Source organism: Nitrosospira multiformis ATCC 25196 (assembly GCF_000196355.1).
Lineage (GTDB): Bacteria > Pseudomonadota > Gammaproteobacteria > Burkholderiales > Nitrosomonadaceae > Nitrosospira > Nitrosospira multiformis.
The window spans coordinates 2,115,660-2,133,624 of record NC_007614.1; the positions used below are offsets into that span (position 1 = coordinate 2,115,660).

Annotated in this window: 17 protein-coding genes; 6 read left to right on the forward strand and 11 right to left on the reverse strand. The window is 54.9% G+C overall.

The genetic code is table 11. The features are described from left to right. Positions 1 to 24: 24 nt before the first annotated feature. From NMUL_RS09600 to NMUL_RS09610, 3 genes are read right to left on the reverse strand one after another with little or no spacing between them, the layout of a single operon-like run. Positions 25 to 867 (reverse strand): 4'-phosphopantetheinyl transferase family protein, encoded by an 843-nt coding sequence (locus NMUL_RS09600; RefSeq protein ID WP_011381150.1) that lies wholly within the window; start codon positions 865 to 867, stop codon positions 25 to 27. Further along, positions 855 to 1,616: a thioesterase II family protein gene (locus tag NMUL_RS09605; RefSeq protein WP_011381151.1), complete on the reverse strand. Its 762-nt coding sequence runs from the start codon at positions 1,614 to 1,616 to the stop codon at positions 855 to 857. Before NMUL_RS09605 ends, NMUL_RS09600 begins: the two co-directional genes overlap by 13 nt. After that, positions 1,616 to 1,891 (reverse strand): MbtH family protein, encoded by a 276-nt coding sequence (locus NMUL_RS09610; RefSeq protein ID WP_272867644.1) that lies wholly within the window; start codon positions 1,889 to 1,891, stop codon positions 1,616 to 1,618. The genes NMUL_RS09605 and NMUL_RS09610 overlap by 1 nt, the downstream gene beginning before the upstream one ends. A 536-nt stretch (positions 1,892 to 2,427) precedes the next feature. On the opposite strand from NMUL_RS09610, the gene NMUL_RS09615 reads away from it, so the two are divergent. Both NMUL_RS09615 and NMUL_RS16505 read left to right on the forward strand, forming a co-directional pair. Beyond that, positions 2,428 to 3,570 (forward strand): IS30 family transposase, encoded by a 1,143-nt coding sequence (locus tag NMUL_RS09615; RefSeq protein ID WP_011381153.1) that lies wholly within the window; start codon positions 2,428 to 2,430, stop codon positions 3,568 to 3,570. A gap of 332 nt (positions 3,571 to 3,902) precedes the next feature. Further along, positions 3,903 to 4,097, forward strand: coding sequence for an LbetaH domain-containing protein (locus NMUL_RS16505; RefSeq protein ID WP_049783104.1), 195 nt, complete (start codon positions 3,903 to 3,905; stop codon positions 4,095 to 4,097). Positions 4,098 to 4,270: 173 nt separating this feature from the next. On the opposite strand, the gene NMUL_RS09625 is transcribed toward NMUL_RS16505, so the two are convergent. Together NMUL_RS09625 and NMUL_RS09630 are read right to left on the reverse strand one after the other, a co-directional pair. Continuing rightward, a complete protein-coding gene (locus NMUL_RS09625) occupies positions 4,271 to 4,486 on the reverse strand; it encodes a FecR/PupR family sigma factor regulator (protein WP_041352530.1) in 216 nt (71 codons plus the stop codon). Positions 4,487 to 4,627: 141 nt separating this feature from the next. Beyond that, entirely contained in the window at positions 4,628 to 5,137 is a 510-nt protein-coding gene (locus NMUL_RS09630) for an RNA polymerase factor sigma-70 (protein WP_011381154.1), read from the reverse strand. A 147-nt stretch (positions 5,138 to 5,284) separates the two neighbouring features. Here NMUL_RS09630 and NMUL_RS09635 point away from each other — a divergent pair, with 147 nt between their 5' ends. The 4 genes from NMUL_RS09635 (at position 5,285) to proB (ending at position 12,508) form a co-directional block, all read left to right on the forward strand. Continuing rightward, positions 5,285 to 6,673, forward strand: a complete 1,389-nt coding sequence (locus tag NMUL_RS09635; protein ID WP_011381155.1) for an efflux transporter outer membrane subunit — start codon at positions 5,285 to 5,287, stop codon at positions 6,671 to 6,673. Further along, positions 6,667 to 7,899 (forward strand): efflux RND transporter periplasmic adaptor subunit, encoded by a 1,233-nt coding sequence (locus NMUL_RS09640; protein WP_011381156.1) that lies wholly within the window; start codon positions 6,667 to 6,669, stop codon positions 7,897 to 7,899. The genes NMUL_RS09635 and NMUL_RS09640 overlap by 7 nt, the downstream gene beginning before the upstream one ends. Positions 7,900 to 7,987: 88 nt before the next feature. Next, positions 7,988 to 11,182, forward strand: a complete 3,195-nt coding sequence (locus NMUL_RS09645; RefSeq protein WP_041353110.1) for an efflux RND transporter permease subunit — start codon at positions 7,988 to 7,990, stop codon at positions 11,180 to 11,182. A 207-nt stretch (positions 11,183 to 11,389) separates the two neighbouring features. Further along, positions 11,390 to 12,508, forward strand: coding sequence for a glutamate 5-kinase (proB, locus tag NMUL_RS09650; RefSeq protein ID WP_011381158.1), 1,119 nt, complete (start codon positions 11,390 to 11,392; stop codon positions 12,506 to 12,508). A 186-nt stretch (positions 12,509 to 12,694) separates the two neighbouring features. Here proB and NMUL_RS09655 read toward each other — a convergent pair whose 3' ends face one another. The 6 genes from NMUL_RS09655 to NMUL_RS09680 form a co-directional block, all read right to left on the reverse strand. Continuing rightward, positions 12,695 to 13,225: a CNP1-like family protein gene (locus NMUL_RS09655; protein ID WP_011381159.1), complete on the reverse strand. Its 531-nt coding sequence runs from the start codon at positions 13,223 to 13,225 to the stop codon at positions 12,695 to 12,697. Then, complete coding sequence (locus NMUL_RS09660; RefSeq protein ID WP_011381160.1) at positions 13,225 to 13,824, reverse strand: DUF3501 family protein; 600 nt, start codon at positions 13,822 to 13,824, stop codon at positions 13,225 to 13,227. Before NMUL_RS09660 ends, NMUL_RS09655 begins: the two co-directional genes overlap by 1 nt. 59 nt (positions 13,825 to 13,883) lie before the next feature. Beyond that, positions 13,884 to 15,215, reverse strand: a complete 1,332-nt coding sequence (locus NMUL_RS09665) for a (Fe-S)-binding protein (protein WP_011381161.1) — start codon at positions 15,213 to 15,215, stop codon at positions 13,884 to 13,886. A gap of 159 nt (positions 15,216 to 15,374) precedes the next feature. Next, positions 15,375 to 15,794, reverse strand: coding sequence for a rubrerythrin family protein (locus tag NMUL_RS09670; RefSeq protein WP_011381162.1), 420 nt, complete (start codon positions 15,792 to 15,794; stop codon positions 15,375 to 15,377). Between the two features lie 198 nt (positions 15,795 to 15,992). Then, positions 15,993 to 16,943 carry a D-2-hydroxyacid dehydrogenase gene (locus NMUL_RS09675; protein ID WP_011381163.1) on the reverse strand — a complete coding sequence of 317 codons (951 nt, stop codon included), beginning with the start codon at positions 16,941 to 16,943 and terminating at the stop codon, positions 15,993 to 15,995. An 80-nt stretch (positions 16,944 to 17,023) separates the two neighbouring features. Beyond that, positions 17,024 to 17,929, reverse strand: coding sequence for a DMT family transporter (locus NMUL_RS09680; protein WP_011381164.1), 906 nt, complete (start codon positions 17,927 to 17,929; stop codon positions 17,024 to 17,026). Between the last annotated feature and the right edge of the window lie 36 nt (positions 17,930 to 17,965).

Sequence of the window (17,965 nt, forward strand, 5' to 3'; positions counted from 1 at the left end):
CAGTGGACTGACTTTGAAACCTTTTCAGGCGTGATCTATCTGGCGAACGGAATGATCGCAAGCCTGCGGAGATGCACCCCGATCTTGGCAGGGCTCCAGGCTTGACAGGGGAAGCCAGGATGTCTGTCGAGACACTTCCCGGCTTTTCCCTTGGGTTGAAGCCCGGTCATGAGTCTGGAATGCGAGAGCCGCTGCATAGCCATCGGATACCGGAAGGCGCCAGGCTTGTATTTCCGGCCACTCCGGGGAATCATGCGCAATCTGGTAAGCCTCGTCGTCCCGGGGCAGAATGGACACGGATTGCAGGTGTTCGGAGATGCCCAATCCCAAGGCTTTCAGCACGGATTCCTTCGCTACCCAGTGCTGGATGAAATCTTTGGAGGTCTGCAACGCAAGGTGGCGCTCCAATGGAGAAAAGACGTAGGCCGCGAGCTCCTCGAGGTTTTTAGCATTGAGGACGCGCTCTTCGCATTCGATATCGACGCCGACCGGTCCGCTGGTCGAAAGAGCAATCAGGGCGCAACAACCGGCATGAGAAACATTGAACTCGATCTCTGGCTCACCTTCCAGCCGCGGCTTGCCATATGGATTGACCACGAAGCGCAGCTGGTCGGGCGGCAACATCAACCGCGCTCCGACAAGTCGCCGCAGCGCGGCACGGGTTGCGACGGACCGCACACGGTCTTCTTGCCGCCGAAACCGTTGCGCATGCGCACGCTCTTCTGCAGATAACAACGCCAGTTCGGCATCCGGCACCGAGAGCCCAACATCAAGCTCGAGCAACCACACTTCCATGCCATCCGGAATGCGCTCGGACAGCGGCAAGCGCCTTATGGGAGACCTTAGTGGATACCTTATGGAATACATAGGGACATATCAGCAGGTTCTCGATGTGCTTCCTGATATACCTCTGGACGGTATAGAGCCATTCTCTGGACGAGCACGGGAAGAAAGGCCTCTTCGTGCTGACGGAGAAAGAAATGCCCTCCTTCAAACAGATCCAGTGACAACTCTTCTGTAGTTTCGGATTGCCATGCTTCCAGTTTCGACTCATGAATTTCATCGCCCCGGCCCCCAAAAACATGAATCGGCAGCGGCAAAGGCAAGGATTGCGTGTGGCGAAAGCTCGCGCAGATGCGGTAGTCCGCACGCAGCAGGCTGAGCGTCAGGGACAACAACTCCGGGCTCTCGAACACCTCTTCCGGTGTCCCTTTCTGCTTGCGCAGATCAGCAATGAGCGACGCGTCGGCATTCTTGTCCGCATAACGCCGCCAGTCCTGCCGGGAGGGTGCGGCACAGCCCGACACAAACAGGGCAAGAGGCAAGGGTCTTTCTCTCTTGCGCAAGGAATGGGCAATTCCGAAAGCGAGCAGCGCTCCCATGCTGTGCCCGAAGAATGCGTATCGACGGGGCGGGCACGCCTCGATCTCATCCGTTAGGCGCTCGACCAGTGAAGGGAAGCTTTTCGCGAACATTTCATCCAGGCGGCCTCCACGACCCGGCAGCTCGACCGGTTCCACTTGCACCCAGGAAGGCAATCTGCGCCGCCAGCGCAGATACATGACCGAGCTCGCGCCTGCGCATGGCAGCGCGAAAAGTGTCAGGATCGGGGACATCACCTGGCTTCAGCGGGACATTGTTCGTCCATGAAGCGCCGCAGGCTGAGGGGGCGCATATCCGTCCAGACTTTCTCTACATGTTCCAGGCAGGTTTTCTTGTCTCCCAGCACTCCGGTGTCCCGCCATCCTCCCGGAATGGCTTTCCACTCCGGCCAGATGGAGTACTGCTCTTCATGATTGACCAGCACGCGAAATGTCCCGTCTTCGCGGTCGAAGCAACTTGTCATGCTTGTTCCCCTTATGTCTGTAAACAGATGCGTTCCAGATTCCATGGACGAATTCCACAGATTGGAAATGCGTCTTAATCTTATTTGGAACCTTGATTAGCTAGACGAATAAGGATTCGAAGAATTTAGGAAAACGACTGATAGCTGACCGGTTTTTGATCAGAGAGATCGAAGAGATAGCTTGATAGCGAAAATTTTTTGTGACTTTTTAATCCCGGATAGCTCAGGCATTAAGCTATATCTTCGATAATAATGAGTTTTATACCCATTTCTATTATGATGGATCGCGATGCCTTGCTCTAATGAGCGTTAGATCCCCTTCGCGAGCCTCTAGAGTTCTGTTTGATATCTGATTTTCTCCGTGTCGAACTCTCGATACATTTCTCCTGCTTTGCCGCATCCTGGTTACAGAATAGTTGAAAAGAAACGCGAATAAGGATTAGTATCGCATGACCTGCCCCTCCTATTAGCTTCATGACGTAGTAGAGTCCGATTCTTAATGACCCTACCCCAGAATCAGTACCGGCGCATTCAACCGGTCAGTGCAACACCTATTGATTCTTGATTTGTAGAGGTGTGCAATGGCTAGCGTATATGGTGGCATGACTGATGAACGCAAAGCGTGTATTTGGCGGTTATGGCAGCAAGGGGTTGCTATGAGTGTAATTGCTAGAGATATTGCAAAGCCGCCTGCGACGGTATATTCGTATCTTCTCTACCATGGAGGCATAAAGCCGAGGCAACGATCTCGTCGATCTGGTTGCCTGTCGCTGAAGGAACGTGAAATGATTTCTCGTGGATTGGCTAGTTGCAAAAGCCTGCGCAGGATTAGCCAGGAACTTGGTCGGGCTGCCTCTACGATATCAAGAGAAATTGCCCGCAATGGCGGACCTGAAAAATATCGGGCATGCCATGCCGAGAAAGCTTTTCTCAAGCGCAGTCGACGCCCCAAGCCCACATTGCTTTCCCAGGATGAGGAGCTAAGAGGCGTGGTAACAGCACTGCTGGAGGCTGATTGGTCGCCAGAACAGATAACCGGATGGCTCAAGCGACACTCTTCTGACGGAAAAGCGATGTGTGTATCGCATGAGACGATCTACAAATCCCTGTTCATTCAAACTCGTGGCGTACTACGCCAGGAACTGAAGAAGCACTTGCGCACCAAAAGAATGTTTCGTCACGCCAAGTCCCACCGGGTTGCAGGCAGAGGACACATTACCGATGCGATTTCTATTCGAGAGCGCCCTGCACAGGTGGAAGACAGGGCCCTGCCGGGGCATTGGGAAGGAGACCTGCTTATAGGCTCGAGTAATAGTGGCATTGCTACGATGGTCGAGAGATACTCCAGATTCACCGTGCTTTGCAAAGTGCAGGACAAGCGCGCTGAAAGTGTTGTTCAGTCCTTGATAACCCAGATGCGCATGCTTCCTGAGCAACTGCGTAAGAGCCTGACATGGGATAGAGGCCAGGAACTTGCCGCACACAAGCGATTTACCATGGCCACCAATATGGCCGTCTATTTCTGCGATCCGAGCAGCCCATGGCAAAGGGGAACCAATGAGAATACCAATGGCCTGCTAAGACAATACTTTCCAAAAGGAACGAGTTTGGCGCCATACACACAGTGTCAACTGAATGAGGTCGCCGAAAAACCAAACTCTCGCCCGAGGAAAACCTTGGATTTTAGAACACCCGCCCAAGTACTGAATGAAGCGTTGCACTGACCGGTTGAATGCGCCGGTACAGTTTATTGGGGTAGGGTCACAGAACGTTTCGGGTAGTCGTAACGATGAGACTGTGCCAGGGGGCAGCAGCAGAACCGGGCCTCCTACGTCTTGCGCTCATCCCCTTGAAATTTATGCATCGTTTGTCGACGCATTTGGCGGCTGCAGACTTTTCCTGGCGGAACAAGGTGGGTGCCGGTATAGCCATCACACACGGTTGGGGCTGGTTGTGAATCCAGGGGCAAAGATTGGGAATAACGTAACCCTTTTTCACGGGGTTACCCTTGGGTGATCGCATTTCCCCTGACGGAAATAGTCAAACTGAACACCCAGTGATTGAGGATGAAGTCTGGATCGGGCCTCACGCGATCATCGTCGGAGGAGTAACCATAGGTCGCGGAAGCAGAATCGCAGGAGGCGCATTTGTTACAGAGAACGTCCCTCCCTATTCAATTGTATCGGGAAATCCCTCTACGATTGTCAAAGCGAATTGTACGCCGGATGTAATGAATCCCGCTCCCCTCTGATAAGACGCATGAATCATTCGGAGATACCGCATATTGGCACTCGTTTTGCCACATCCACGCCTTAAAGTCTATTCCGGGCTGTAGTAGGGGTATATCAATTCAACTCCAGCGGATTGATGTGACGTAGCAAAGAACATTATGGAGCCCCCCATCACAGTATTATCTCTTCGTCATCAATCCTCGGCAGGGGGTTCAAAGGGTGGAACAAGACCGGTGATGAGCCAGAGGCGGGAAGCCTCATCGTAGGCCTTTCTATGGGCAAGGTTCATGCTTAGCCAACCGATCAGCTCTTCCCGTTCAATGGGGCTGAGTGACTCGTGCTCACGTATCACCCACTCGACTGCTGTATGCCACACCTGATCCGAATCCTGGTCCTCTGAATTCGCCACGCTCTCACCTTGATGTTCCCTCGATGAATCTTCGGATCCATCGATTCTTTAAACTTACCCGAAACAAGTATAGCGGATACCGTTGTGCAAATGCTTCCAGGCTACAGGAGTGATCCAGGCTGGCAGTGATCAAGTGGGAGACTAGGTGGATTGGAGAGCGGCGCGGCAGTGGTCTAGTGCCTCGTGGATCAGGATATTCACTAGGGAAGTCGAAATAGCCAGTTCGGCAGCGATGGCACGGTGCGTCTGCCCTTCCAGACGATGAAGTTCAAAAGCGCGCCTCGTCCGCTCCGGAAGTTCCGATATTGCTTTTGCAACCAGTTTCAGATGCTCGCGGCTGATGACCGTGGCTTCGGGCATGCCAATATGGGAGGGCACATGCAGCCCGTTGTCTTCGCCCTCGAAAAGATTCAATTCGAATGAAATGCGCCGATGATGATCGATGGCAAGATTGCGAACCATCTGGAACAGGTATGCGACGGGCTGCTTGACGTGGAATACTGCCGCTGCTTCCGATACTTTGAGATATGCATCCTGCACCACATCCTCCGCCCGCTCGGGATTACCGAGAATCTTGAGCGCCGCCCAGCGCAACTGGGACCGATGAGCCATGAAGACTTCGCTCAGTTCAACCTGCTCTTCGACAATCATTACCGCATCTCCACAAAAAGCATATAATAACAATAACGAGAAGTATTCTTATTATCATATAGCAATTTCTATTTTACAATATGGATCAACTTCCGGTTCTGAAGGATAGAGTGGATATCCTCACTTTCCGGATCGGCTTGAACCGAAATGGCCAGAATATTTGCGATAATAATTGTTTCGATTTCCCTCGCCGGAATTGGCGGTTGCAAAACATCTCCACTGAGAAATCCTGGAGATGCAGGCGCAGCAATCCCAGCCAGATGGACAGCGGATAAAGGGACTCCACAACCCACCCCGGAAAACTGGGTAGAAACTTTTGGCGACCCTAATCTGAGCGCCGTGGTTAACAGCGCCCTGGCGGATAATTATCAACTGAAGGCTGCGGCGGCGCGGGTAAAAGCTGCGGTGGCCCAGGCGCGCATAGACGGTGCAAGCCGATGGCCGCAACTGCTCTTTGCCCCGGATTACCAATATGCGCAAATCCGCGAGGAGGGATTCGGCTCAGCTCGCTTCAGTGTGTTTGAAACATTGTTCAGCCTGAGCTGGGAGCTGGATGTGTGGGGACGGATAAGCGACTTCCAGCAGGCAGCAATAAGAGAAGCGAATGCGACCGCAACCGATTTTCAAGGGGCGCGCCTGTCTCTGGCCGCACGGGTGGCGCAGAGTTATTTTGAGCTTGCCGAAGCCAGACTGCAAGCAGCAGTGGCGGAGCGATCGGTAAAGGATCGCAGCGTTATTGTCGACCTGGTGCGGGGGCGCTTCGCCCGGGGTTTGACGAAAGCGCTGGATGTGCGCCTGGCCCTCACCGACCTTGCCAACGCGGAGGCCGAGCTTACCCAGGCGCGCAACCAAGTTCAGATCGTGGCACGCCGACTGCAAGTGCTGCTTGGGCGCTATCCGGAAGCTGTGCTGAGGGCGACTGCGGAACTGCCTGAACTTCCACCCGATATGCCAGCGGGGTTGCCCTCGGAATTGCTGGAAAGACGGCCGGATCTCGTCTCTGCCTATGATCGTTTACTGGCTGCCGACTCCCGTCTGCAAAGCACGAGAAAATTACTGCTGCCGCGAGTTGCCCTGACTGCAGCGGGAGGAATGCGCAGCCAGGCACTGACCGAATTGGTGGATCCCAGGGCTCTCGCATGGAACGTGCTCATCGGGTTGGCGCAACCGGTATTCACGGGCGGGCGCATCCGCGGCCAGATCGAACTTGACAAGGCACAGACCGAGCAGGCCCTTAATCTGTACAAGGACACGGCACTCAATGCTTTCCGGGAAGTGGAGCAGGCGCTGGCAGCCGACGAATGGCTACGGAAGGAAGAAAAAGCCTTGAGAAGTGCGGTTGAGCAAACCGAAGCAAGCCGAAAACTGGCAGTCTATTCCTATCAACATGGGTATATCGAAATTCTTACCCTGCTGGATAGCTACCGCAGCACCCTCACTGCCCAGAGTGCGCATCTTTCCGTCAGGCGCCAGCTTCTGAGCAATCGAATCAATCTTTACCTGGCATTAGGAGGCAGCATTTGCGAGGCGTGCTGAAACAACTGGCAAGCAAGGGCATGCTCAAAATCATCATCCCCGTTCTTGTTGTGCTGGCCGGCATCAGTATTTCGTGGGCGATTGCTGTTCACCGCCCGTCACTGAAATCCGAATTGCCGGATAGCGGAATACCAGCGGTACAGGTGATCGAGACAACTCCCCAAACGATCAAGCTGAATATTAGTTCCCAAGGTGTAGTCGTGCCCCGTACCGAGATTGATCTCGTCCCCGAGGTAGCGGGTCAGATCGTTCGACTTCATCCCAGCCTGGCGGCCGGAGGTTTTTTTGAGGCGGGCGATATACTGATGATGATCGATCCCCGCGACTATGATCATGCGATCGCGGAGGCATACGCGCGCATCGCCGAGGCGGAGCGCCAGGTTGCGATGGAAGAGGCGCAGGCGGAACAGGCACGCCAGGAATGGCAGGTTCTGGGGGAAGGAACACCCTCGCCTTTGACCATGCGGGAGCCGCAACTGGCGGAGGCACGCGCAAAACTGAAGGCAGCGCAGGCCGACATGGTAAAAGCCCGCCTGCAGCGAGGCCGGTGCGAGTGGCGCTCGCCATTTGCCGGGCGTGTGCGCAACATGCATATCGGTCTTGGTCAGTACGTTCAACCTGGAGAAAAGCTGGCCCGCCTTTATGCGACCGATGTTGCCCAGATACGCCTGCCTTTGGCGACCGACCAATTCGCATACCTCGATCTTCTCCTCGACCATAGGGACAACAAGGCAGAAAGGGGACCCAGGGTTGTCTTGAGCGGGGAATTTGCGGGCGCAACTCACCGATGGGAGGGGCACGTTATCCGGACGGAGGGTGCGCTGGATGAGGAAACCGGGCTCCTCCACGCCGTTGCCGAAGTGCGGAATCCTTATAAGGTCAAGTCCGGCCAGCCTCCGCTCATACCCGGCTTGTTTGTAAAAGCGGAGATCGAAGGGCGGGAGCAGGCCGATGTCTTTGTATTGCCGCCCGGAGCCGTCAATGCTTCCCGGGAGGTGCTACTCGTCGATGCGGAAAACCGCCTGCATATCCGCGGTGTAGAAATTTTGCGGCGTGAGCCCGATCGCATTCTCGCCAAAAGGGGGTTGAACGCGGGAGATAGGCTCGTCATCTCGAGGATCGAGGTCCCCGTGGAGGGAATGAAGGTAAGCGCCGAGATTGTGGATCCGGGGCCGAAGCTCAAAAAGACCGGTCTGGAGGCGCCAACACAGGATGGTGCGCTATGAGCGAAGCTTATATGCCCAGCTGTTCTTCGTTCCATTTGCTATGCCCGCCACTTTGCCAAGAGAAGAGTCTATCCGTGAGTTTTTTTTAATGAAGGGCATCTTTCCTCCTTCCCTTCCCTCCTCCGGGCCGATTGCGTGGTTCGCGGCCAATCCGATCGCTGCCAACCTCCTCATGTTGCTCATTCTGCTGGGGGGTGCGGGCAGCCTGCTGCTGATGGACAAGGAAGTGTTTCCGCGATTCCTGCCCCATCAGATCGAGATCAGGGCGACCTATCCCGGTGCGGGTCCGTTGGAGATCGAAGAATCCGTTTGCATCCGGATCGAAGAGGCTGTCTACAATCTGCCCGGCATTAAAAGGTTGAACTCGGAAATCGTCGAGGGGGAATGCAGGGTCAGGCTGACCGCCCTGCCCACTTACGACAGGGATCAGGTGATGAATGCGGCGCGTGGAAGGGTGCAAGCGATTCAGCGCCTGCCGAAAGGGCTGGAGAAGATTGACGTGCAGCCGGCAAACCGTATCGGAGATGATGGCGTTATCTGGGTGGCGTTATATGCCCCCACCGATCCGCTTACCCTCAGGCGGCTGGGCGATGACATCCATGCCGAGCTCTCCCGCATACCTGGGGTAACGCAGGCGCACAACTATTACGAGCTGCCATACGAGATTGCAATCGAGGTATCCACGGAGAAACTGCGTCAGTATGGCGTCTCGCTCAAGGAGGTGACGGAAACCATTCGACGCGCTTCGGTGGACCTGCCCGGAGGGGTAATGAAGAACCCGGCAGGCGAGCTGCTGCTCAGGGTCAAGGGCAAAGCCCAGGATGATGTATCGGTTGGAAATCTGGTGGTGAGTACCCGGCCGGACGGGAGCCGGGTGCTGCTTCGCGATGTAGCGGTGGTGAAGGACGGCCTGGAAGAGCGGTTGTCGGAGTGGCATCACAATGGGGAAACCGCTCAAGGCTGGGAAATTCATGCCGAAAAAGATTCGGTGGCAGTGGCACGTCGTGTCAAGGCTTATGTGGCGGAAAAAAAAGCGGAGCTTCCCCAAGGAGTGGGCCTGATCACCTGGTGGGACGATTCGCAGGCTTACGAAGAGCGCATTGGCACCCTGCTGGAGGATGGGCTCACCGGATTCGCACTGGTCTGCCTCATCCTGACCCTGTTCCTTCAGTTCAAGGTGGCCGTGTGGGCCGGAGCGGGAATCCTGACGTCGATATTCGGCGCGTTCTGGCTCATGCCGGCTCTGGATATTTCCCTCAACATGCTGTCGCTGTTCGGTTTCCTGCTGGCAATGGGAATTCTCGTGGATGATGCAATTATCATAGGAGAAGCCATCTATGCCCGCCAGGAAGAGGCGAAAGCAGGAGCCGCTGCCGCAACAGGTGAAGGGAACGGCTCATTGGCTGCGGAATTCCGCTGGATGCAAAGAAACCTGCAGGCAGCCATTCTTGGCGCCCGTGAAGTCGCGCTGCCGGTTACTCTCGCCGTCATGATCGCACTTGTCGCGTTTCTACCCGGCTTATTCCTGCCGGGATGGGCAGGCCAGATGATGAAACCCATCTGTCTGGTAATGGTTCTCACGCTGGTATTTTCGCTGGTTGAGGCGCTGCTGATACTGCCCTCTCATCTGGCGACACCGTCCGGGAGCACATGGGCGTACCCGCCCTTACTGCATCTGCGCGCTGCGCTCAATCATGGATTGCAGCAGTTCGTCCGCCGTGTTTACGAACCATTGCTACAGAAAGCGCTTGCCTGGCGTTATCTCACGATCGCCATTTTCGCTGTCCTGCTGATGCTGGCTGGGGCGTTGGTGGCGGGAGGCCATGTGCGGATGGCCTTGCAGGCGGACGTGACAAAAGAGAGCTTCTGGGTCTATCTGAAATTGCCCGAAGATGCCCCCTATAGCGAAACGCGCAGGATAGCGGAAAAAGTGGAGCAGGCGTTGCTGCAATTGCGGGAAGAACTGGATAGAGAGGCAGCCAAGAGTGACGCGGATATCGGCGGGAGCGTCATCGTCGGCATGGAAACGATCATCGCGGAACATAGCGCGGGTTTCTGGACCGAACTCTCTCCCGCTGGCCGCCAGCACATCGTGGTAGAGGATTTCATCCGCGAGTGGCGCAAGCGTATCGGTGACATCGGACGGGCCAAGATTGACTTCCTGTATAAGGAAGGGGATCTCCCCTACGATATCGAATTCGATCTCGGTCACCCCGATCCGGAAATCCTGACGGCAGCCGTGGGGGTATTCAAACAGAAACTGGCGGATTATATCGGGGTATACGATGTGGTGGATTCCGCCGAGGCCGGTAAACCCGAAGTCCGCCTGCGTCTCAAGCCCGAGGCGGAACGCCTTGGTATACGGCTGGAAGATATTGCCGAGCAAATGCGCCACGCCTACTATGGCGACGAGGTGCATCGGCTGCAACGGGGGCGCAATGAAGTCAAGGTCATGGTGCGGCTGCCGCGTAGCGAGAGGCAGTCACTCGACGATCTGCAGAATCTCCCGGTTCGTTTGCCCAGTGGAGCCCAGGCTCCCCTCGGGGTCCTTGCGGAAGTCGAATTGATGCCCGGCCAGGCAAAACTGCTTCGCCAGGACCGGCAGCGCATCCTCAAGGTACAGGCCCAGACCGACCCCAAACTTGCTGATGTGAACCACATTTATGCCGGTTTTGCAGCGCATGAAATACCTGAAATAAAACGTCAGTTTCCAGGACTGGATATCGACATTGGCGAAGAGCGCCAGGAACAGGAACAGACGATCCAGAAGCTGGTGCTTTTTACCGGAGCTGCCCTGGCCGTTATCTACGCCTTGATTGCCGTCCCCTTTCGTTCGTATACCAAGCCGCTGATCTTTCTTCTGGCGGCTCCGGTTGCCTGGAGCGGCGCGGTGTGGGCGCACTGGCTGATCGGTCTTCCGCTATCCATGGAGTCGCTGGTGGGCATGATCGCCGCGAGCGGGGTGGTAATAAACGATAGCCTGGTACTGCTGGATTACGTGCAAAAACGGGGAGACAGCGGCCGGCCCGTCTCGGCGCTTATCCTCGAGGCATGCAGCGCTCGCTTCAGGCCAATTCTGCTCGCCTTTCTCACCAATTTTGTCGGATTTCTTCCCATCCTGCTCGAAAGGAGTGAACAGGCACAGTTCCTGGTCCCCATGACGCTCTCCCTGACCGTGGGGCTGCTGGTGGGCATGGCCGCAAGCCTCATACTGACACCCGTGTGCTATGCTGTCACCGAGCCTTTCGGCAAACAGCCGATGCTGGCGGAAATGGCTCGCTGAGGGTTTGAAACTTCGCTATTTATAAGGATGGCGGCAGTTTATAATAAAAACCGTGCCACAATCCTCCATGATAGCCGCACGGATTGTTCTGATCTTTAGCCACCTCTTCAAACTACCCTTGATTTGATTTTTTCGATATCTGGAATAGATATCCGGTATTGAAAACCTGGATACGGGCAACCGCACATTCATTGTAAAGCGTCAAATATGGAATCCGTTTTAAAGCAGTCGCGGCGCATTGTCGTCAAGGTCGGCAGCAGCCTGGTAACGAACCAGGGACAAGGCCTTGACCATTCGGCGCTCGCGCACTGGGCTGGACAAATCGTTAAACTCAAGAAGACCGGCAAGGAAGTGGTACTCGTTTCTTCCGGGGCCATAGCGGAGGGAATGCAACGCCTGAAATGGAAAAAGCGCCCCCACGCGGTCCATGAATTGCAGGCGGCAGCGGCGGTGGGACAAATGGGCCTGGTGCAGGCCTATGAAACCTGCTTCCGCAAGCATGAATTGCACTCGGCCCAGATTTTGCTCACCCACGAAGACTTGTCCGACCGCAAGCGCTATCTGAACGCACGCTCCACGCTGGCCACGCTGTTGGATCTGAATGTCATTCCAATCATCAATGAAAATGATACGGTAGCAACCGATGAAATCCGCTTCGGCGATAACGATACGCTAGCCGCACTGGTAACCAACCTGATCGAGGCGGATGTTCTGGTAATTCTAACCGATCAGCGAGGGTTATTCACAGCCGATCCGCGAAAAGATACCCAGGCGAAACTGGTGGAGCAAGCAAAAGCCGGAGACGCGGACATCGAACGGATGGCGGGGGGGGCAGGCAGCGAAATAGGACGGGGCGGCATGTTGACCAAGGTGCTGGCGGCCAAACGCGCAGCGAGAAGCGGCGCGCACACGGTGATTGCGTCGGGACGCGAAGCGGATGTCTTGATTCGCCTCGCCCGAGGGGAAGCAATCGGCACCCAGTTGCTGGCGGAAACCATGACGCTTGCCGCTCGCAAGCAGTGGCTGGCGGACCATCTGCAAATCCGGGGAAATGTCACGCTGGACGAAGGAGCGGTGGAAGCACTGGCCGTTGGCGGCAAAAGTCTTCTGCCGGTCGGCGTGACCGATGTGCGCGGCAACTTCGAACGGGGTGAAGTCGTAGGCTGCCTCGATCCGCACGGAAGGGAAATCGCTCGCGGACTGGTCAATTACAATGCTGCGGAAACCCGGCGTATTCTCCGCCGGGCAAGCGACGAAATCGAAAGCCTTCTCGGCTATATTGGTGAACCGGAGCTCATCCACAGGGATAACCTGGTTCTGCTTTAACACCTCTATGGGAAAGCGGAACCATGAGTCCAGATAACTTCTTGAAATCTGGATACCCCCTTTTCGCGGGTATGGCACATAATGGAGCGATGCGGAAATCTATTCATGGCGGTCAGTCCAGTTCCCCATCCAACCGTTACTTCGTTTCGCCTTCCTTGGGGAGAAGGAGAGCACGCATCTTCTCGGCTAATACCTTACCGCTCGCGGATGAATGCCGGCTTTCAATGCCTGGATCGCTTCATCCGTATCCTTCACTGTCTGAAGTCCGAGAGGACAGAAAAAATACCGGAACAGCGCGCGCTGAGGATAGTTCTGCGCAATACTTTCGAGATCGACCCATTTCGACAGCCCTGCCCGTGCCCAGGTTTTATCGTTGCGCCCATAGGCATAGGTTCTCTTCTCGTTGGTCTGGCAGCGTATTCCCTCGTAGCTCACATTCATCGCACCGGTGGGAGACTTGATGACGAGGGTGTAACGCACCACACCATCTTCTCCCACTGTAATAGACGCACCATCGACGTAATGCGTATTCGAACTTGCAGGACCAGCATCGAATTGCAGCAGATTCTCCTGTTCGGGATACGGGGGTAATTCCGTCTGCAACTCGACCCACGGTCGTTCATGATCGAACTCATATTCGAATTTTTGTTGCTGGGCAAAAGCTGAAATCGATGTACTCGAAAGCAGCAACCAGAATATGAGCAGGTAAGTTCTCATCACCCCGCGAGATCTGCGGTCAGATCATCCATCAAAGCATTCCGCACTGCCGCATCCACTTCCTGTCCCGGCACTTTATAGGCAGAATGATCAATGCCCATGCTCAAAGAGGCGCCTTCACGCAATGCCTTTATCATTTCCAGCTCCAACTCGAATCGCAGAAAATGGACGGAAGCAGTCTTTTTTTCATTCTCCCGGTCCAGGTCTTCATCGGCAATGGCATAGATCGGGTCGAAGCCATTCACTTTTATCCATACCTTGTCCTCTATGCCTATCAATTCGGCCAATCTGGCTACGCGCTCAACAGGATCCGGGTACTCGATCATCATCGTTGCCTTCCAGTTGGTCCCATCCGGCACCAGCGGATTGTAGGCTTCCAGTTCCTCCTGGATGCCCGCTTCCTCAAAAATCTTTTCTACCCGCAGCATCTCCTGGATCTGATACCGCATCGTCAACTCATCCTCGAAAATGAGAGTCACGTTCGTGCCGAGATGTATCTTGCGGTTACGTTTGTGCGCCATTACACGCGCACGGAATTCCTGCCGTGACTTTGCGTAATCTTCCAGGGTCATCAGGCTGCTGCGGGTGATCTGAGGCATAATTATTATTTGATCATGATAATGAATAGAGGCAACGCCAACCGAACATCGGCCATCGTTCAGGGCAGCCCGTATGCGATGCGGATGAGGGTCAAGGGATGCGCCTTCTGCGCGCTTGTTTCGCCCATGCCTTGCTCGATATGGCGACCAGCGATCGCGCAATCGGAACTGATATAGTCAGGATCATGCTGGGCCATCTGCCTGAACACGGGCCTGCCGATCTTCATGGAGTCGGCAAAGTATTCGCTTTTTACGCCCCAGGTGCCGTCGTGCCCGGAGCAGCGCTCCACTACGGTCACCTTTGTGTCGGGCACCATCTGCAACAGATCTTTCGTCTTCTGCCCGATATTCTGCACGCGCAAATGGCAAGGAATATGATATGAAACCTTGCCTAGCGATTTCCTGAAATCCGTTTTCAACAGCCCATCACGATTTCGCATCGTCAAATATTCGAAGGGATCGAGCATGGCTTTGGCTACCGCCTTCACATCCTCGTTGTCCGGAAACATGAGTGGCAATTCCTGTTTGTACATGAGCGTGCAGGACGGCACCGCTGTAAGTATTGCATAACCTTCCCTGGCCAGTTTCGCCAAGGGAGGGATATTTTTATCCTTGAGTTCTTTCACGGCTTGCAAGTCACCCAGCTCCAGCTTCGGCATTCCACAACAGGCTTCTTTCTCCACCAGGCATACTGGAATCTCGTTATGGTCCAGTATCTTCAATAAATCGTGCCCTATTCCGGGCTCGTTATAGTTGATGTAACAGGTGGAATAAATTGCCACTTTCCCGGGCGTTCGCTCGCCGTTGCGCACCGCGTGGTCCGCGTTCGGCTGGGCGGTCTTGCGAAATCTGTGACTGTCGTACTCCGGCAATCTGCGCTCTGCATGAATGCCAAGCATGCTGTCCATCAGTTTGCGGGTAGCGGGCGCCTTGTTGATCGCATTGACTGCCTGGACCACGACGGGAATGCTGGCAAGCTTGCCCACCGCGTCGGTGCTGGATAATAGCTTGTCACGGAAACTCGTACCGCCTTTTTCGTGCTTGACTGCCTTGGCGCGCAGCATCAGGTGTGGAAAATCGACATTCCATGGATGAGGGGGCACATACGGGCATTTCGTCATGGAGCACATATCGCAGAGATAGCAGCGATCCACTACCTCCCAATATCTCGATTTCTCCACCGCGTCCAGTTCGCCGGTCGACCCCTCATCTATGAGATCGAACAAGCGCGGAAATGCGGTGCACAGATTCACACAGCGGCGGCAACCGTGACATATGTCGAAGACACGCTCCATCTCCGCGAACAGCTTGGGTTCGTCATAATATTCCGGATTTTCCCAGTCGATGGGAAGGCGCTTCGGCGCCTCCAGGCTGCCTTCGCGAGTGGTCATGCGTGAAAATGGATGGGGAAATAAAACAGATGGAAATTCGGTTGAAAATTCCCGAACAATAACAATACAAGCGGAAGGAACGGGATGCAGGATCCGATCCCTTCCGCTTGCTGTCTATAGTCGCCTATCGGATCGACTGTCGCATTACTTGTCGAATCGTCAGTCGCCGAGACTGTCCAAGGCCTTTTGGAAGCGATTGGCGTGGGAGCGCTCGGCCTTGCCCAATGTCTCAAACCATTCGGCGATTTCATCGAAACCTTCATCACGTGCAGTTTTAGCCATTCCGGGATACATATCGGTATATTCATGCGTCTCTCCCGCAATGGCTGTTTCAAGGTTGGCGCGCGTCGAACCAAATGGCAAGCCGGTAGCTGGATCTCCACTCGCCTCCAGGTATTCGAGGTGACCGTGCGCATGTCCGGTTTCGCCTTCAGCAGTCGAGCGGAAAACCACTGCCACATCGTTTTGCCCTTCCACATCCGCTTTGTTTGCGAAGTAGAGATAACGCCGGTTCGCCTGCGATTCCCCGGCAAAAGCCGCTTTCAAGTTTTCCTCGGTTTTGGTTCCTTTGAGTTCCATCATTCCCCTCCTGTAATCAAATTGCCATAAATAGAGCTTTACACCGATGCGGCCGGATATGCGCTCCGAATGAACCTGGATCCGTACGCATCAGCTCACTCTAGCTCTATGAGACTATCGAAGGCTACTTGAGTTGTCAACCGCCTATATGCGTTCTTTATATTCCGCCTTTCCGCCGATGCGAACCGGACTGAAAATTCAGGTAAGCAGGTTTTGCGGCTTGCCTGCCACCCAGGCTTCGATATTGTCGACCAGCTGATCGGCAAGAAAACGCATGGCCTCGGTAGAGGCCCAAGCAATATGAGGTGTCAGGATAAAGTTGGGACGGCGCAAGCCAAGCAGGGGATTGCCGTTTCTGGGAGGTTCCGTCGTCAGCACATCGAAACCGGCGCCGGCGATAGTGCCATCGTCCAGAGCCTGTACCAATGCCGCCTCATCCACCAATCCTCCCCGCGCCGTGTTGATGAGCAATGCGCTGCGCTTCATCTTGCGCAATTCGTTCACGCCAATCAGGTTTCGGGTAGCGGGGGTCAGCGGGCAATGCAGCGAGAGGATGTCGGATTCCGCAAGTACCTGATCGAAGGGGGTAAGAACCATGTCCTTCTTCTTTCGCGATTCATGATGGGCAAACAGCACGCGCATGCCGAATCCCTGTGCAATGGCGGCGGTACCGCGCCCGATCGTGCCCTCCCCGACAATACCGATGGTGGCGCCAAACAACTCACGGATCTCATGAGTAAACAGGCAGAACTGCTCCGATTTCTGCCACCTTCCCTGCTCGACCTCCTGTCGATAGGCTAAAAGATTTCTGCGTAGCGCGAGCACCAGGGCGAATACATGCTCAGGCACGGTATGAATTGCATAATTGCGGATATTCGCCACTGCAATGCCGTGTCGGCGACAAGCACCGATATCGACAGCGTCATATCCGGTGGCCGCAATGGCGACCATTTTCAGCTTTGGCAATTGTGCCAGAGTTTCCTCGCTCAACCCCACCTTGTTGATGATTGCGATGGTTGCATGCTGTAAATGCGACACCACCTGGTCAGGCTTCGTTTTGGCGTACTCCTCATACGTGTGCTCGAAATTAGGCCGGCGCACTTCCACCTTCAGGGAATCCCTTTCCAGAAAAACGACGTGATGATTCATGTTCATTTCCCTCTTGTGTGAAATTTGTACAGGAAACCGGAATTCCGGTACCAGTACCGGCAGAACCGGTGTGGACGGTATTACTCCCGGTTCATCCTCGCTGAAAAGAGACTGGCCGAAACGATCATTGCTCCACCCGCCCATTCCCTCAGTGTCATGGCTTCATCCGTCAGGAAGTAAGCCGCCACCGCCGCCACTACCAACTCGAACAGCATAATCACGATAGCCTGGTTGGCAGGGGTATGGGTAAGCCCGTATTGCACCACCAGACTCAGGGCAAATACCGTCAACCCCACCAGCAGCAGGAGCAGAAACGTATAGGTGGAAACATCGACCGAGGCAGGCAGACCAGCCAGGAACAGACTGTAGCCTAACGCCACCAGCGCAACTCCCAACCATACTGCAACCGATTTTAATTGAACATCATGATACTGGTCTTTTCTGCTCAGCACGTTGGCCAAAGCGAACATGAAACCAGCGGATATTCCCATCCAGTCGGCATAGGAGGAAGGCAGCAGGCTGCCTTCCGGTTGCCATAACATGATTATCGCACCCCCCAGGGAAAAAACGATAACTAGATAACCGTGCATGCTTAACATCTCACCCAGCAGGAAGCGCGCGAACACGATGGTCCATAACGGCGAGAGGTAAAATAACAGCATGACCCGCATGATTTCGCCATGGAGCACACCGAGGACGTAAGCGAGATTCGCCCACCCTGCGGACAATCCTATTCCGACCAGCAGCCAGGTTTCCATGTCAAGTATGCGTATGGTGCGCAATTCATGACGAAATACAGCCAGGCCGAGCAACAGGGCCACAAGATAGGTAATAACGGTTGCAGCCGCACCGCTTACCCCGGCCTGCTCCAATAATCGATAGGGATACCACAGCAAACCCCAGATTGTAGCCCCCACAAGCAGGGCAGCAATGGGGAAAGCCCCATGTCCACCTCGGGTATATTGTTTATTTTGCTTTGTGAGCAAGAGAGTGCCCTCTTATAATCCTGCTTCGATCAATAA

Excerpts from the sequence above, each read along its gene's own strand:
- NMUL_RS09630 (WP_011381154.1), bottom strand. The coding sequence starts at position 5,137 with ATGATTGTCGAAGAGCAGGTTGAACTGAGCGAAGTCTTCATGGCTCAT.
- NMUL_RS09670 (WP_011381162.1), bottom strand. The coding sequence starts at position 15,794 with ATGGAACTCAAAGGAACCAAAACCGAGGAAAACTTGAAAGCGGCTTTT.
- NMUL_RS09645 (WP_041353110.1), top strand. The coding sequence starts at position 7,988 with ATGAAGGGCATCTTTCCTCCTTCCCTTCCCTCCTCCGGGCCGATTGCG.
- NMUL_RS09610 (WP_272867644.1), bottom strand. The coding sequence starts at position 1,891 with ATGGAATCTGGAACGCATCTGTTTACAGACATAAGGGGAACAAGCATG.
- NMUL_RS09600 (WP_011381150.1), bottom strand. The coding sequence starts at position 867 with ATGTATTCCATAAGGTATCCACTAAGGTCTCCCATAAGGCGCTTGCCG.
- NMUL_RS09615 (WP_011381153.1), top strand. The coding sequence starts at position 2,428 with ATGGCTAGCGTATATGGTGGCATGACTGATGAACGCAAAGCGTGTATT.
- NMUL_RS09605 (WP_011381151.1), bottom strand. The coding sequence starts at position 1,616 with ATGTCCCCGATCCTGACACTTTTCGCGCTGCCATGCGCAGGCGCGAGC.
- NMUL_RS09660 (WP_011381160.1), bottom strand. The coding sequence starts at position 13,824 with ATGCCTCAGATCACCCGCAGCAGCCTGATGACCCTGGAAGATTACGCA.
- proB (WP_011381158.1), top strand. The coding sequence starts at position 11,390 with ATGGAATCCGTTTTAAAGCAGTCGCGGCGCATTGTCGTCAAGGTCGGC.
- NMUL_RS09665 (WP_011381161.1), bottom strand. The coding sequence starts at position 15,215 with ATGACCACTCGCGAAGGCAGCCTGGAGGCGCCGAAGCGCCTTCCCATC.
- NMUL_RS09635 (WP_011381155.1), top strand. The coding sequence starts at position 5,285 with ATGGCCAGAATATTTGCGATAATAATTGTTTCGATTTCCCTCGCCGGA.
- NMUL_RS09655 (WP_011381159.1), bottom strand. The coding sequence starts at position 13,225 with ATGAGAACTTACCTGCTCATATTCTGGTTGCTGCTTTCGAGTACATCG.
- NMUL_RS09675 (WP_011381163.1), bottom strand. The coding sequence starts at position 16,943 with ATGAATCATCACGTCGTTTTTCTGGAAAGGGATTCCCTGAAGGTGGAA.